This window comes from Novacetimonas pomaceti (assembly GCF_003207955.1).
In the GTDB taxonomy this organism is placed as follows: domain Bacteria; phylum Pseudomonadota; class Alphaproteobacteria; order Acetobacterales; family Acetobacteraceae; genus Novacetimonas; species Novacetimonas pomaceti.
Genome location: NZ_NOXG01000004.1, coordinates 149801 through 164500 on the forward strand (window position 1 = coordinate 149801; position 14700 = coordinate 164500).

The 14700-nt window shown below is 65.5% G+C and carries 11 protein-coding genes; 7 read left to right on the forward strand and 4 right to left on the reverse strand.

All coding sequences use genetic code 11. The annotated features are described in order from the left end of the window. The first annotated feature begins 66 nt into the window (after positions 1-66). The 5 genes from ileS to CFR71_RS06740 all read left to right on the forward strand — a co-directional run bounded on the left by ileS (position 67) and on the right by CFR71_RS06740 (position 7838). A complete protein-coding gene (gene ileS, locus CFR71_RS06720) occupies positions 67-2940 on the forward strand; it encodes an isoleucine--tRNA ligase (RefSeq protein ID WP_110529116.1) in 2874 nt (957 codons plus the stop codon). 26 nt (positions 2941-2966) lie between these two features. Further along, positions 2967-3473: a signal peptidase II gene (lspA, locus tag CFR71_RS06725; protein WP_110528963.1), complete on the forward strand. Its 507-nt coding sequence runs from the start codon at positions 2967-2969 to the stop codon at positions 3471-3473. Positions 3474-3530: 57 nt separating this feature from the next. Then, positions 3531-4061: a DUF3035 domain-containing protein gene (locus CFR71_RS06730; RefSeq protein ID WP_239020289.1), complete on the forward strand. Its 531-nt coding sequence runs from the start codon at positions 3531-3533 to the stop codon at positions 4059-4061. A 144-nt stretch (positions 4062-4205) separates the two neighbouring features. Further along, positions 4206-6167, forward strand: coding sequence for a DNA mismatch repair endonuclease MutL (gene mutL, locus CFR71_RS06735; protein ID WP_110529121.1), 1962 nt, complete (start codon positions 4206-4208; stop codon positions 6165-6167). Positions 6168-6320: 153 nt separating this feature from the next. Then, on the forward strand, positions 6321-7838 hold the full coding sequence (locus CFR71_RS06740; RefSeq protein WP_110528966.1) for a complex I subunit 4 family protein: 1518 nt from the start codon (positions 6321-6323) through the stop codon (positions 7836-7838). A gap of 156 nt (positions 7839-7994) precedes the next feature. Here the strand turns inward: CFR71_RS06740 and parE are convergent, their stop codons facing one another. Together parE and CFR71_RS06750 are read right to left on the reverse strand one after the other, a co-directional pair. After that, complete coding sequence (parE, locus tag CFR71_RS06745) at positions 7995-10037, reverse strand: DNA topoisomerase IV subunit B (RefSeq protein ID WP_110528969.1); 2043 nt, start codon at positions 10035-10037, stop codon at positions 7995-7997. Between the two features lie 175 nt (positions 10038-10212). Further along, on the reverse strand, positions 10213-10752 hold the full coding sequence (locus CFR71_RS06750; protein WP_110528972.1) for a hypothetical protein: 540 nt from the start codon (positions 10750-10752) through the stop codon (positions 10213-10215). A 382-nt stretch (positions 10753-11134) separates the two neighbouring features. Here CFR71_RS06750 and CFR71_RS06755 point away from each other — a divergent pair, with 382 nt between their 5' ends. Next, the gene (locus CFR71_RS06755) at positions 11135-11533 is read left to right on the forward strand and encodes a hypothetical protein (protein WP_239020290.1); all 399 of its coding nucleotides are present in this window, start codon (positions 11135-11137) and stop codon (positions 11531-11533) included. 171 nt (positions 11534-11704) lie between these two features. Here CFR71_RS06755 and CFR71_RS06760 read toward each other — a convergent pair whose 3' ends face one another. After that, positions 11705-12151, reverse strand: a complete 447-nt coding sequence (locus CFR71_RS06760; RefSeq protein WP_110528975.1) for an RrF2 family transcriptional regulator — start codon at positions 12149-12151, stop codon at positions 11705-11707. A 144-nt stretch (positions 12152-12295) separates the two neighbouring features. Between CFR71_RS06760 and cysK the strand changes: the two genes are divergently transcribed. Beyond that, a complete protein-coding gene (cysK, locus tag CFR71_RS06765) occupies positions 12296-13285 on the forward strand; it encodes a cysteine synthase A (protein ID WP_110528978.1) in 990 nt (329 codons plus the stop codon). A gap of 102 nt (positions 13286-13387) precedes the next feature. Here the strand turns inward: cysK and CFR71_RS06770 are convergent, their stop codons facing one another. After that, the gene (locus tag CFR71_RS06770; RefSeq protein WP_165829326.1) at positions 13388-14530 is read right to left on the reverse strand and encodes an OmpA family protein; all 1143 of its coding nucleotides are present in this window, start codon (positions 14528-14530) and stop codon (positions 13388-13390) included. Positions 14531-14700: the final 170 nt, after the last annotated feature.

Below are 14700 nucleotides of genomic sequence, written 5' to 3' on the forward strand. Positions count from 1 at the left end.
GCGGTTGTACGGGGCATGTCCCGTCCCTCCATGTTTCTTTGGATCAAGCAGTCAGAAAACAGGGTCATGACCGAGTCAAAACCACAGGATCTCTATCGGGAGACGGTGTTCCTTCCCACCACCTCCTTTCCCATGCGCGGCAGCCTGCCGAAACGGGAGCCCGAGATGCTGGAGCGCTGGGCCGCGGAAGGGCTCGACGACAGCCTGTTCCAGCAGTCGAAGGGGCGGCAGGTCTTCATGCTGCATGACGGCCCGCCCTATGCCAACGGCCACCTGCATATCGGTCACGCCCTGAACAAGATCCTGAAGGACGTCATCAACCGCGCGCACCGCATGTCGGGTTATGGCGTGCATTACATTCCCGGCTGGGACTGCCACGGCCTGCCGATCGAATGGAAGATCGAAGAGGAATACCGCAAGCGCGGACAGGACAAGGATGGCGTCCCCGTCCTGCAGTTCCGCGCCGAATGCCGCGCCTATGCCCAGAAGTGGCTGGATATCCAGGCCGCCGAATTCCGCCGTCTGGGCGTGCAGGCGGAATGGGCGCGGCGTTACGCCACGATGGATTTTTCGTCCGAGGCGGCGATCGTGGGCGAAATCGGCAAATTCCTGCTCAACGGGCTGCTGTATCGCGGCCTGCGCCCCGTCATGTGGAGCCCGGTGGAAAAGACCGCCCTGGCCGAGGCGGAGATCGAATACCGCGATCACGAATCCACCGCCATCCACGTGGCCTTTCCCATCATCCATGACCCCACCCCGGCCCATGCGCTGGAGGACGTGGCGGCGGTCATCTGGACCACGACGCCGTGGACGATCCCCGCCAACCGCGCCATCGCCTATGGCCCGGACATCACCTATGCCGTGGTGCGGGTGGATGACGTGACCGACGGCGCCCTGCTGGAGCCGGAATCGAAGGTCCTGGTGGCGGAAGACCTGATCGAGCCGTTCTGCGCCGCGGCGGGCATCAGCGCGCATCATGTGCTGTACACCCTGCCGGGCCGCGCGCTGAAGGGCGCGGTCTGCGCCCATCCGCTGCGGGGGCAGGGATATGATTTCGACGTGCCGATGCTGCCGGGCGAACATGTCACGACCGAAGCGGGCACCGGGCTGGTCCATACCGCCCCGGCCCATGGCGAGGACGATTTCAGCCTTGGCCGCCAGTACGGGCTGGAAATCACCGAACTGGTGATGGATGACGGCCGCTATGCCGAATGGGTGCCGCTGTTCGCGGGCGTGCATGTCTTCAAGGCGGCGGAGCCGGTCTGCGCCGCGCTGGCCGATGTGATGCGCCATGCCGCCGCCGCGGGCCAGGCCCCGGCGGGGCTGGTGGCGCGGACGATCATGGTCCATTCCTATCCCCATTCATGGCGGTCGCGCGCGCCGATCATCTATCGCGCGACGCCGCAGTGGTTCATCCGCATGGATGGCGAGGGCTCCCTGCGCCGCCGCGCGCTCGAGGCGCTGGAGAAGGTGACGTTCGTCCCCGCGCAGTCGCGCAACCGCCTGACCTCCATGGTGGAGGGGCGTCCCGACTGGTGCATCAGCCGCCAGCGCGCATGGGGCGTGCCGATCGCGGTGTTCGTTGAAAAGCGCACGGGCGAGGTCCTGCGCGACCCGGCGGTGATGAAGCGCATCGTCGATGCCTTCGCGGCCGAGGGGGCGGACGCGTGGTATTCCTCCCCGGCGGGGCGTTTCCTGGGCGAAGGGCGCGACCCGGAGGATTACGAACAGGTCTTCGACATCGTGGACGTGTGGTTCGAAAGCGGCTCGACCCATGCCTTCGTGCTGGGCCATGACGGGCTGCCGTTCCCCGCCGATGTCTATCTCGAAGGTTCGGACCAGCATCGCGGCTGGTTCCAGTCCTCGCTGCTCGAAAGCGTGGGGACGAAGGGTGTCGCGCCGTTCCGCACGCTGGTGACCAACGGCTTCGTCCTTGATGAGCAGGGACGCAAGATGTCCAAGTCGCTGGGCAATGTCATCGCCCCGCAGGATGTCAACGACTCGCTCGGCGCCGATATCCTGCGCCTGTGGGTGATGAATTCCGACACCAACGAGGACCTGCGCATCGGCAAGGACATCCTCAAGCAGCAGGGCGAGCTTTACCGCCGCCTGCGCAATACGCTGCGCTGGCTGCTGGGCGCGCTGGATGGTTTTTCCGAGGAGGAGCGGGTCGCTTATGACGACCTGCCGGAACTGGAACGCTGGGTGCTGCACCGTCTGGGCGAACTGGGCGGGCTGGTGGCGCGCGCGGTGGAAACGCATGAATGGGTGGGGGTCTATCCCGCGCTGCACGGCTTCTGCGCCGCCGACCTTTCGGCGTTCTATTTCGACGTGCGCAAGGACGCGATCTACTGCGACGGTCCCGCCAGCCCCAAGCGCCGGGCGGCGCGCACGGTTCTGGACCACCTGCACCGCTGCCTGTGCGCGTGGCTGGCCCCCGTGCTGGTCTTTACGGCGGAAGAGGCATGGCTGGCGCGGCCGGGCAATACGCAGAGCATCCACCTCCAGCCTTTCCCCGACATCCCGGCGCAGTGGCACCAGCCCGCGCTGGAGGATCGCTGGGCCATGCTGCGTGGCGTGCGGCGCGTCATCACCACCGAAATCGAGACCGCGCGTCGCAACGGCATCGTGGGATCGTCGCTGCAGGCGGCGGTCACGCTGCCGCTGGCGGAGCAGGAGGCCACCGTTTTCGGCGAGGTGGACTGGTGCGAGCTGGCGATCGTCTCGCAGGTGGATGTTTCGATCGAGGCGGGCAGCGCCCCGATCTATCTGGACCAGCCGGATGGGGCGCAGGGCACGCCGCATGGCGGTCCCGTCGTCCGCGCGGCGTCGGGCCACAAGTGCGCGCGCTGCTGGAAGGTGCTTGAGGAAGTGGGAACCATCGCCGCGCATCCGCAGCTGTGCCTGCGATGCAATGATGTGGTGCAGGGCGGGGCGTGAGTTTATCCGTCATGTCAGGATCTGGCATGCTTGACCCCACGCCGCGACGGCGGCGCAGGGTCAGCCGGGCGGGATGGACGGTCCTGTTCTTCGCCCTTGTCCTTGGCCTGGACCAGGCCACCAAGCACTGGATCCTGCATGGGTATGACCTGCCGGGACGCCAGAGCGTCGCCCTGATGCCGGGGCTGAATTTCACCATGGTCTGGAACCACGCCATCACCTTCGGGATGCTGGGTGGCGTGGGGACGGCGGGCCGCATCATCTTTTCGGTCGTGGCGCTGGGCATCGTCGCGCTGCTGGGTGTATGGGCGGCACGCACGCCGCGCCCGTGGGTCGCGGGCGCGCTGGGCGCGATCATGGGGGGGGCGGTCGGCAATGTCATCGACCGGCTGCAGTTCGGCGCGGTGGTGGATTTCGTGCACCTGCATGCCTATGGATGGTCATGGCCGGTATTCAACCTTGCCGATGCGGCGATTGACTGCGGTGTGGCAGTGCTGATTATTGATAATCTTTTCGATCGCGACAGGGGATAGGACAGAATGTCACAGCGGCGCTTGCCGAACCGTTACGGGGGCGGTAATAGGCGAATCATGGCATCCATGGCTTTCAGAACCCTCACCCTTGCTCTGGTCGCGACGGGCGGTCTTTCCCTGACCGGCTGCTCGGGGGGGGACGTTTCGCGTGCGTTCGGGCTGGAACGCAGCATGCCCGACGAATACACCGTCACGACGCGCACGCCGCTTTCGATGCCGCCTTCGGACGAACTGGGCGCGCCCAACAGCGCGGCCATCCAGCGTGCGCAGGATACCAATCCGCGCATGCAGGCGCTGGAAACCCTGTCGCCCAACGTCGCCCTTCAGGGTGCCTACGGGCAGGACAGCCCGGGCCAGACCGCCCTGGTGGGCGAGGCGAACGAGGCATCCAGTTCGCCGGATCGCGGCGAACTGGGCAAGGCGGGCACCAGCTTTGTCGATCACCTGATGTTCTGGCACGGTGGCGGCGCGGGCAACGTGGTCAATGCCAAGGCGGAGAATGCCCGCCTGCGTGAGGATTCGGCCCTTGGCCGCAACCTGACGCAGGGTGCGACGCCGACGCTGAGCGCGCCGACCAAGAAGAAATAATCCCGCGCGCCAACGCCGCGGGTGTCTTTTGCTTACGGCGGGGCGGGCAGCCGGGTGGCTGATTCCCCACAGGTCTTGCGATCCCGCCCGGTGCCGTGCGTCCCCGCGCTGGAGATGGGCGGGCCATTCCGCCATGATGCCGTCATGACCGAACATTCCCCTTCCCCGGAACGCCCCGTGATCCGTCGCCTGTCCGAACAGGTGGTCAACCGCATCGCGGCGGGCGAGGTGATAGAGCGTCCTGCCGCCGCGCTGAAGGAACTGGTGGAAAACGCGCTGGATTCGGGCGCGCGGCGGGTTTCCATCCTTCTGGAAAATGGCGGCATCGACCGGATCGAGGTGACCGACGATGGCTGCGGCATGACGCCGGAGGACCTGCGTCTTGCGGTGGAGCGTCACTGCACCTCGAAACTGTCGGACGAAACGCTGGTGCGCATCTCCACGCTGGGCTTCCGGGGGGAGGCCCTGCCGTCGATCGGGGCGGCCGCGCGGCTGTGTGTCACGTCGCGCACGCATGGCGCGCCATCCGCCTGGTCCATACGGGTGGAGGGCGGACGGATCGAGGAGCCACGTCCCTGCGCCGGGGTCGCGGGCACCCGCGTGGTGGTGGAGGACCTGTTTTTCGCCACCCCCGCGCGGCGCAAATTCCTCAAGAGCGCGCGGGTCGAATCGGGCCATGCCGAAAATACCGTCCGTCGCCTGGCCCTGTCCGCGCCCCATGTCGCCTTTCGCCTGCAGTTCGATCAGCGCGTGGTCCTTGACCTGCCAGTGCAGGACACGGCCGCGCGGGCGGCGGCGATTCTGGACGCGGGGCAGGCGGACGGCCTGATCCCGGTGGAAGGGGAGCGCGGGGACCTGCGCCTGTCGGGCTATATCTGCGCCCCGTCCGTGCATCGCGCCACCGCCAACGGACAGCTTCTGCTGGTGAACGGACGCCCCGTGGTCGATCCGGTGCTGCGCACGGCGGTGCGGGTGGCCTATCGCAATGTCATGGAACACGGGCGTCACGCGGTGGTGGCACTGTCGCTGCATATCCCGCCGGAACAGGTGGACGTGAATGTCCATCCGGCCAAGACCGAACTGCGTTACGCCGACGCGGCGGCGGTGCGGGCGCTGGTGATCGGATCACTGGGCCGGGCGCTGGGAATCGGGGCTGGCATCGCGGGGGTCAGGCCGGGACTGCTGCAGTCGCGGCCTGCGGGCGGGGCGCGGATCTGGTATCCGCCCGAACCGTCATCGCGCCCTTCGCCCGTGGCAGGCGGTTCGGCCTTTTCCGCCGGACTGCCGGGGGATGCCGGTGCCGGGGACCCGGGTGCCAGTGTTGCGGGTGCGGGGGTTGCGGAACGTCGCCTGCCGTTGGCGGACCTGCCGCCTGCCGCGCGCCGGATCATGGACCCGGCGGTCCAATCCAGTGCCCAGTCCAGCGCCCTGTCCGATGCGGATGCGCCGGGGGGGCGCGAATCCGCCGCCCATGTCCATGTCCATGTTCATGCCGGGGCGGAGGCGGATTTTCCCCTTGGCGCGGCGGTGGCGCAGGTTCTGGGCACCTATATCCTTGCGCAGACATCGGCGGGCGAGCTTGTGCTGGTCGATCAGCACGCCGCCCATGAACGCCTGACGCACGAGCGGCTGCGCGCGCAGTATCTGGGGGGCGAGGTCAGGGCCCAGCGACTCCTGCTGCCCGAAGTCGTGGACGTGCCGCAGGGGCGGGCGGAACTGCTGCTGTCCTATGCCGATACGCTGTCGGCGCTGGGAATCGAGATTGACGCCTTTGGCGGCAATGCCGTGCTGGTGCGCACGGTGCCCGCACTGCTGGGGGGAGGCGACGCTGCGGCGATGCTGCGTGACCTGGCGGAGGAACTGGCGGAGGACGATCTGCTTGCCCCCGCGCAGGCGCAGGCGATTGACGGGCGGCTTGACGCGATCATCGCGCGCATGGCGTGCCATGGCAGCGTGCGCGCGGGCCGTCGCCTTACACACGAGGAAATGAACGCCCTGCTGCGTGACATGGAACGAACCCCGCGCGCCGGGACCTGTTCACATGGTCGCCCCACCTGGCTGAAGCTGGAAAAAGCTGACCTGGAGCGGATGTTCGGCCGTCGCTGACGCCGACGCATGCCCTGTTCAGCGGGGGCGCGAGGGGACTGAAAATACGCGAATGTGAGCCCCTGCTCGGCAGAACGTGAGCGGTGGGCGGGTGGATTTCATTTCCGGAACGCCCCTAAGGTCGGTCCATCCTTTCATGGCGATGAGACTGACGTGCACCCGATCCTGCTTTCCCTCGTCACATATCTGCCCCTGGCGGGCGTTCTGGCCATCATGCTGACGCGAGGTACGACCCAGGCGGTCGAGACCGCCGCGCGGTGGGTGGCGCTGTGGACCAGTGCGATCGTGTTCGTCCTGTCCCTCGTGATGTGGGTGCAGTTCGATCCCACCCATGTCGGGCCACAGTTCGAACAGGTCGCGCCATGGGCCTCCGCCTTTGGCGTGTTGTACCATGCCGGCGTCGATGGCATCAGCCTGATGTTCGTGCTGCTGTCCACCTTCCTGACCCCGCTTGCGATCATCGGGGGGTGGAAGCTGGTGAACACCCGCGTGCGTGATTACATGGTGGCGATGCTGCTGCTGGAAACCACGCTGATCGGCCTGTTTTCCGCGCTCGACCTCGTGCTGTTCTATCTCTTTTACGAGGCGACGCTCCTGCCGGGCAGCCTGATGATCGGCGTATGGGGCGGGCCGAAGCGGGTCTGGGCCTCGCTGCAGTTCTTCCTGTTCACCTTTGGCGGCTCGCTGTTCATGCTGGTGGCGCTGCTGGTGATGTGGAACGTCGCGGGCACGACCGACATCCCGACGCTGCAGCACACGACCTTCTCCCACGCGATGCAGGGATGGCTGCTGGCGGGCTTCATCGTGGCCTTCGGGGTCAAGCTGCCGCTGTTCCCGCTGCATGCGTGGCTGCCCGATGCCTATACCGAGGCCCCGACCCCGGCCTCCGTCATGCTGTCGGGCGTCCTGTCAAAGGCCGGGGCGTATGGCCTGCTGCGCTTTGGCGTGCTGATGTTCCCCGACGCGGCGCGGGTCTTTGCCCCCTATATCCTGACCGTGGGCGTCGTGGCCGTCATCTATGCCGCGATCATCGCGCTGGCGCAGACCGACATGAAGCGCGTGATCGCCTATTCCTCCTTTTCCCACATGGGGGTCATCGCCATCGGGCTGTTCACCCTGACGCCCGAGGGAATCGACGGCGCGATCTTCCAGATGCTGTCGCATGGCATCGTGATCGCCGCGCTGTTCTTCTGTGTCTCGGCCGTGTCATGGCGGGCGGAGACGCGCAATATCTCGGCCTTTGCCGGGGTGGCGCACAAGATGCCGGTCCTGGCGACGCTGACGATGCTGTTCGTCATGGCCAATATCGGCCTGCCGGGTACCGGGGCGTTCGTTGGGGAACTGCTGGTGATGGTGGGCGCGATTCACGTCTCGTTCTGGCTGGCCTTCCTTGGCGGGTCCAGCATGATCCTCGGCGCGGTCTATATGCTGGTGCTGTATCGCCGCGTGATGTTCGGGCAGGCGGCGGGCGGTATGGTGGCCCTGCTGCGTGACCTGACCGGCCCGGAACTGGCGGTGCTGGTCCCGCTGGCGGTCGTGACGCTGTGGATGGGCGTCCATCCTGGCACGTTCCTGCGTGTCTTCAACCCCACCGTGGTCAGCCTGGTGCAGCCCGCGCCCGTGGTGGCGTCCGATACCATCACGCATGATGTCCAGGTGAAGGCGGGCTGAAGACGCGCTTCGCACTCAATCTGGATGCACGAAAAAGGGGGAACCTGCCAGATGGCGGTTCCCCCTTTTTCATTGCCCCGAAACGTGGCGCCAAGAACGTGGCCCCGGAAATATGGCTCCGGAAAAAACGTGAGCCTCCCGAAAAAGCCGGTCGGGTCAGATGTCGAGGTTTTCGACCTGTCGCGCATGTTCCTGAATGAACTGGAAGCGCAGTTCGGGCTTGCGTCCCATCAGGTGTTCGACCCGTTCACGCGTCAGGTTGCTGTCCTCCATCGGGGTGATGACCTTCAGCAGCGTGCGGTGCCTGGGATCCATGGTCGTCTGCTTGAGGTCGGCGGGCGGCATTTCGCCCAGCCCCTTGAAGCGCGAGACCTCGACCTTCGCATTGGGCTTGAAATCCCGCTTCAGCCTGCGTTCACGGTCCGCGTCGTTCATGGCGTAGACCGTCCTGCCGCCCTGCGTCAGGCGATATAGCGGCGGCTGCGCCAGATAGACATGGCCGCCACGGATCAGCGCAGGCAGTTCGCGATAGAAGAACGTCATCAGCAGGGAGGCGATATGCGCCCCGTCCACATCGGCATCCGTCATGATGATGATGCGGCCATAGCGCAGGCGGCTGGCGTCGAAGCGTTCGCCGATGCCACAGCCCAGTGCCTCCACCAGGTCGCGGAGTTCCTGATTGGCGCGCAGTTTTTCGGCGGAGGCGCTGGCGACGTTCAGGATCTTGCCGCGCAGGGGCAGGACGGCCTGCGTTTCGCGGTTGCGGGCCTGCTTGGCCGATCCCCCGGCCGAGTCGCCCTCGACAAGGAAAATCTCCGTCTCGGCGGCGTTTTCGCGGGTGCAGTCCGTCAGCTTCCCCGGCAGGCGCAGGCGGCGCGTGGCGCTCTTGCGCGGGGTGTCCTTCATTTCCTTGCGGCGCAGGCGTTCTTCCGCGCGTTCGATCACCACCGCCAGCAGGTTGTCCGCCTGTGGCGGGTTGCCCGCCAGCCAGTGGTCGAAACGGTCCCGTAGCGCCGTTTCCACCAGGCGGCTGGCCTCGCTGCTGGTCAGCTTTTCCTTCGTCTGGCCCTGGAACTGCGGGTCGCGGATGAAAACCGACAGTTTGGCCGAAATCAGGCCCATGATGTCATCGGCATTGATCGCGGCCGCACGCTTGTTCGACCGCTGCTCCCCCCAGTTGCGCAGCCCCTTGGTCAGGGCAGTGCGGAAACCGGTTTCATGCGTGCCGCCATTGGGCGTGGGAATGGTATTGCAATAGGACGACAGCCCGGCCGATCCCCGTTCGACGAACGCGATGGCCCATTCCATGCGTCCGGTGCTTTCCCCGTCCGCCGCCGTCGGCAGGTCCGCGTCCCCGGCCCAGATATCGCTCAGCAGCGCGGTATTGCCCAGTTCGTCGCGCAGGCTGTCGGCAAGGCCGCCGGGGAAGTGCAGGACCGCCTCCGCCGGGACGTCCGCGCCCTTGATAAGCGAGGGATCGCACGACCAGCGTATGGTCACGCCACGGAACAAAAACGCCTTGGACCGGCACAGGCGATACAGCCGCAGGGGGGAGAAATGCAGTTTCCCGAAAATCTGCGGGTCGGGGACAAATCGGATCTGCGTGCCGCGCCGGTTCTGTGTCGGGCCGACCTCCTCCACCGGGGCAAGCGGGACACCACGTTCATAGACCTGCTGCCACAGCGTGCGGTCGCGCGCGATTTCCACCTCCATCCGGGCGGACAGGGCGTTGACGACCGATGACCCGACGCCATGCAGCCCGCCGGACGTGGCATAGGCCTTGCCCGAGAACTTGCCGCCCGCGTGCAGCGTCGTCAGGATGACCTCCAGCGCCGAGCGCTTCGGGAACTTGGGATGGGGATCGACCGGGATGCCGCGCCCGTTGTCGCGGATCGTCAGCCAGTTCCCGGCCTCCAGCGACACGTCAATGACCGAGGCATGGCCGGCCACGGCCTCGTCCATCGCATTGTCGAGGATTTCGGAGGCAAGGTGGTGGTACGCGGTTTCATCCGTGCCGCCGATATACATACCCGGACGGCGGCGGACGGGCTCCAGCCCCTCCAGCACCTCGATCGCGCTGGCGTCGTAATCTTCACTCTGGGTCCGTGGGGCCTCCGCCGGCGCGCGGGATTTGCGGCGGGGAGCCTTGCCCGGTGCCTTGTCCGGGGCTGTGGCCTTGGAGAAAAGATCGTCGTTCATGAACTGTTCTTTGTGCCTTCGGACCGGGTGGTGTCAAGATAAAGCCGCCTGCATGCCGGGTCATGCCGCATGCGGCGCACATAATGCCCCATGCGGGACGCGGCGCACGCAAAAAAGGCCGGACATGACTGACCGGCCTTGTGTTTGCGCGACGCTGCGGGCGGGGCTGGCGGCGTCAGCTGCGGACCGTGCGGCGCGCGGTGCGCGTGGTGGAACGGGCCGCGGCCGGCGCCGGGCGGTTCGGCGCGGTGCAGGTCAGGTAGGACGCGGGCTGCAGGATGTCCTTGGCCTGGGCATAATGCGACAGGTCGGCCGATGTTTCGAGGACCTGCACCTCGTCAAACATGGAGACGCGCTGCTGGCAGAACGCGGTGCCGGATTTCAGCCCGCGTTCGGACTGCACGTTCGCAAGCTGCGTGATGTAGTCATCATGCTGGCGCTGCGCGCTGCGGCCATAGGTGGTGTGGAAATAGGAGGTCAGGACCTTTTCCTCACTCGCCAGGCTGGGGCGGAACTTGGTCACGAAACTGTTGTACTTGTCCTGCGCGCCGCAGGACAGGGCCGTGACCATCAGTTCGCTCTTCAGGCCCTGCACATCGAAGGCTTCATGCGCGGGGGAGGGGGAGCAGGGACCGGCAGCCAGCGCATGACCGCTGTTGATAAGGCCGGCCAGAGCCAGACCGGCTGCTGCGGCGCGCCAAAACGACAAGGACATCAGGGCGGTTCTCCAGATCTTGCGGCGTGATTGTCGCCGGATCCGTGGATCCCCACATGAGCCGGCATAATAAATCCTGTCAGGCTCTATAGCCTAATCGGATAGTCGCCAAAAGGGAGGGGGAGGACCACCGGCCAAAAAAAGTGTGTTCCCCACAGCAGTGTCATCGACTCGTGCCGGATTGAGGATAGGCCTTTCGCGCGGGGCCATGTTGCTCTAGAGCGGGGCGGTAGCATTCTGTCCACGATCTTCCCCGTGCCCGAAATGGCCGGGGTCGGACGGGCGTGCCCAATGGATACGACTATTAGAGAGCGGAGCTGATCGAGTGCGACTGCGACTGTCTGCAATGATGATGACGACGGGCGTTCTGCTCGCCGGATGTATGAACAAGCCGGCTGTGAATCTCGGCGGCCCCCCGAATCCCTACAATTACATGAAGGTATCGGGCCTGTGCCATGTCGATCCGCTGACATCGGCAGGCACCAATACGCAGGCCACGGCGATGCAGGTGCGTAGCGACGACGGCTATTGCGCGGTCGAGGTGCGCAAGCCCGACGGCCATGCCTATGCCTCGTTCGGGGTGTCGCCCGCGCCGGAACACGGCAAGGCCTTCATCTATAATTATAACGATCACACATACGTGACCTATACGCCCAATACGGCGTATGCCGGGAACGACACGTTCCGCGTGCAGCTGATCCGTGGGGAAAAGGAACCGCGCGATACGCTGAACATCACCGCCCATGTCGAGGCGCCGAGCGTCAGCACGGCGGCGAAGTGACGTCAATCACTCACATGTGATGACTGGCATCCGTCGCCGGCTGCGGCGGATGCGTCCCACCGGCGGCTGTGCTGTCGGATGGCCTTTATGTTTCAGGGATGCCCGTCAACCCTGTGCACGTGACACGAGAAGACCCGAAAGTACCTGTCACCATGACGGGGAAGAATATCCTCAGATCGAGAACGTGATCGGTTCAGGCAGGGGACGGCGCATGCCGCTATGCTCGGCCCGCTTCACCAGGTCATCGAGTGTCAGCTTGCGGCAGCGTTTTTCAACCATGTCGTCAAGCTCCTTCCAGCAGGGCTCGATCACCTTGTCGAACAGCTGCCCTGTCGGGCCGCCATCGCCGGATTCATCCGCCGTCACGACCTCCAGCACGTCCGACAGCAGGATGTCGCGCCGTGGCCGGCCCAGGCGATATCCCCCTCGTGGCCCGCGGATGCTTTCCAGCAGCCCCGAACGCGACAGGGTCTGGAGCAGGGGTTCGATCCCCCGCCGGGCCAGGTTGGCGCGTTCGGCAATGTCCGCCGCGCTGACGGTTCCATTGCGACCCGCATGAAATGCCACATCAAGCATGATCAGTATCGCGATCATGGTCCTGTCACACCGGAGAAGCATATCGTACGGTCCCATTTGTGAAACAAATTCATCCGTGGCGGATTTATCAGCATTTGTCCGGATGATCCACGCTTCTGTTCAGGATGGCAGTGGATTATGTCAGGGGCACGATTGCATATTGATCCATCAGCAGGAGTTCGACGTATGAACGATTCGACCGACCAGGACATGACATTCGGCTTCGCCCAGCCACGGGGCAGGGTGTACGGATCCATTACCGAGACGGTCGGCGGAACGCCGCTGGTGGAGCTGCCACACCTGATGCGTGAGGATGAGCTGAAAAGCCGCCTGCTGATGAAGCTGGAATTCTTCAATCCCCTCGGGTCGGTCAAGGACAGGATTGGCGCGGCGATGGTGATGGATGCCGAACGGCGGGGCGAAATCACGCCGGGCAAGACGACGCTGGTGGAACCGACATCGGGCAATACCGGCATTTCCCTGGCGTTTGTCGCGGCGGCGCGCGGGTATCGCCTGATTGTCACCATGCCCGAAGGGGCCTCCACCGAACGGCGCAAGATGCTGCGCCTGCTGGATGCGCAGCTGGAACTGACGCCCGCTCGCCTGGGCATGGCCGGGGCGATCGCGCGGGCCGAGGCCATCCTGAAGAACACGCCCGGCGCGTGGATGCCACGCCAGTTCGATAATCCCGCCAACCCCGCGATCCACGCCGCCACCACGGCGGAGGAAATCTGGGTCGATACGCGCGGGGAGGTGGATATCATCGTCGCAGGCGTGGGGACCGGCGGCACGGCAAGCGGCATCGCCCACGGGCTGAAGCCGCGCAAGAAGGGGCTGCAGGTCTTTGGCGTGGAGCCCGTGGAAAGCGCCGTCCTGAATGGCGATGAACCGGGGCCGCATGGCATTCAGGGGATCGGGCCGGGCTTCTGCCCGCATACGCTGGACCTGCACAGCCTTGATGGCATCCTGACCGTTTCTGAGCGGGAGTCGATCGCAGCCGCGCGGCGATGCGCGCGCCTTGATGGCGTGCCGGTCGGCATTTCATCGGGGGCTGCGCTTCATGCCGCCATGCAGCTGGCGCAGCAGCCGGAGAACGAGGGCAAGACGATCGTGACGATCGCCCCCTCCTTTGCGGAGCGTTACCTGTCCACCTCGCTGTTCAACGGCCTCGTCTGAGGCTTCGGACAGGCAGGCACGAAAAAAGGCGGTCCCTGGAACGGGGCCGCCTTTTTCATGTCCGTATTTCCCACGCGCTGGCGCGTGGCGGGATTACGAAGGTCAGTGCAGGATGATTTCCACGCGCCGGTTCTGTGCCTCGCGCGTGTTGGCGGCCGTGGGAACCAGCGGGTTGGCGTCGCCAAAGCCATGGATGTCGATCGAGGGGCCGGGAACCCCGTCACGCACCAGTTCCGCCTTGATGACCTGCGCGCGGCGCAGGGACAGTTCCTGATTGTAACGCTCGCCCTGCGGGCCGGGATGACCGGTCGAATTGTCGGTATACCCGTTCACCTCGATCCGGGTGGTCTGCGTATTGGTGGACGCCTGCGCCGCGACGGCCACGATGGCGCGCGCCCGGTCGGTCAGCGTGCTCTTGTCCCAGTCGAAGAAGACAAGATACGTGCGGTTTTCCACCGGGGCGGGTGCCGCGGGCGCGGTTACGGGCGGCGGCGGCGGCGGGGCGGGATTGAACTCATACCGCAGGCCCAGCATCACCGAATGGTTGAAGTCGGTGCGCGTGTCGCGGTTGCCGTTGCGGAACCCGTAATCGGAACTCAGCGCCGCCGTGGCGGGGCCGGAAATGACGGAATGATGCGACTGCGGCCCCAGCATGGTCCAGAACCGGTATTCCGCCGTGGCGGACAGGCCCACCGCCCACGGAATGGGGAAGGACAGGCCGAAAATCCCCTGATAGGCAAAGTTGCCATAGGTCCCGCCGACATGCTGGCTGTAGGCCTGCCCGGCATAATTGCCGGTGATCAGGGCGTTCATGTTCTGCCAGCCATAGCCGATGCCGGCCCCGAAATAGGGGAAAAGCCAGCTCTTGCCGATGTCGAGGTCGAACAGGGCGTTGGCCATCAGGCCGGATTCTTCCTGCCGCCCGTTGGTATGGGCATTGTACTTGCCGGCGGTCGAGCCAAGGGATTCGAGGTTGTTGTGGCGGTAATGGCCTTCAAGCTCGACACGGAAACCGTTGCCGAGGCCATAGCCGATACTGCCGATTCCCACCGCGCCGGGGCTGTACTTGTCGCGCGCGGAGGAATTGCGCACCACCTGTCCCTGCGGCAGGCTGGCGCCGCCTTCGCCCGACATGTACAGCCCCTGCACGGGCTGGGCGAGTGCCGGAACCGATACAAGCACGGAGCCCAGGGTAACCGAGCCAGCCAATAAAGACCCTGCAAGCAGTCCGTACCGCAGATTCATACTCTTCTTCTCCCTTCGACGGGCCATTTCCAACATGTTGCCCGGTCGGGTGAACGTGCAATGTTCCTCTGGGCGGTCAGTCTGTGCATTCTTTTGCGGAAAGATGTCCATCCTGACAATCCATAAGCGGTGACCATACTGCCGCTTGTGGCGACATGGCCCACTGTCAT

Bases quoted from the DNA above. Each gene is read 5' to 3' on its own strand.
- ileS (WP_110529116.1), top strand. From the start codon at position 67: ATGACCGAGTCAAAACCACAGGATCTCTATCGGGAGACGGTGTTCCTT.
- lspA (WP_110528963.1), top strand. From the start codon at position 2,967: ATGCTTGACCCCACGCCGCGACGGCGGCGCAGGGTCAGCCGGGCGGGA.
- CFR71_RS06730 (WP_239020289.1), top strand. From the start codon at position 3,531: ATGGCATCCATGGCTTTCAGAACCCTCACCCTTGCTCTGGTCGCGACG.
- mutL (WP_110529121.1), top strand. From the start codon at position 4,206: ATGACCGAACATTCCCCTTCCCCGGAACGCCCCGTGATCCGTCGCCTG.
- parE (WP_110528969.1), bottom strand. From the start codon at position 10,037: ATGAACGACGATCTTTTCTCCAAGGCCACAGCCCCGGACAAGGCACCG.
- CFR71_RS06750 (WP_110528972.1), bottom strand. From the start codon at position 10,752: ATGTCCTTGTCGTTTTGGCGCGCCGCAGCAGCCGGTCTGGCTCTGGCC.
- CFR71_RS06755 (WP_239020290.1), top strand. From the start codon at position 11,135: ATGAACAAGCCGGCTGTGAATCTCGGCGGCCCCCCGAATCCCTACAAT.
- CFR71_RS06760 (WP_110528975.1), bottom strand. From the start codon at position 12,151: ATGCTTCTCCGGTGTGACAGGACCATGATCGCGATACTGATCATGCTT.
- cysK (WP_110528978.1), top strand. From the start codon at position 12,296: ATGAACGATTCGACCGACCAGGACATGACATTCGGCTTCGCCCAGCCA.
- CFR71_RS06770 (WP_165829326.1), bottom strand. From the start codon at position 14,530: ATGAATCTGCGGTACGGACTGCTTGCAGGGTCTTTATTGGCTGGCTCG.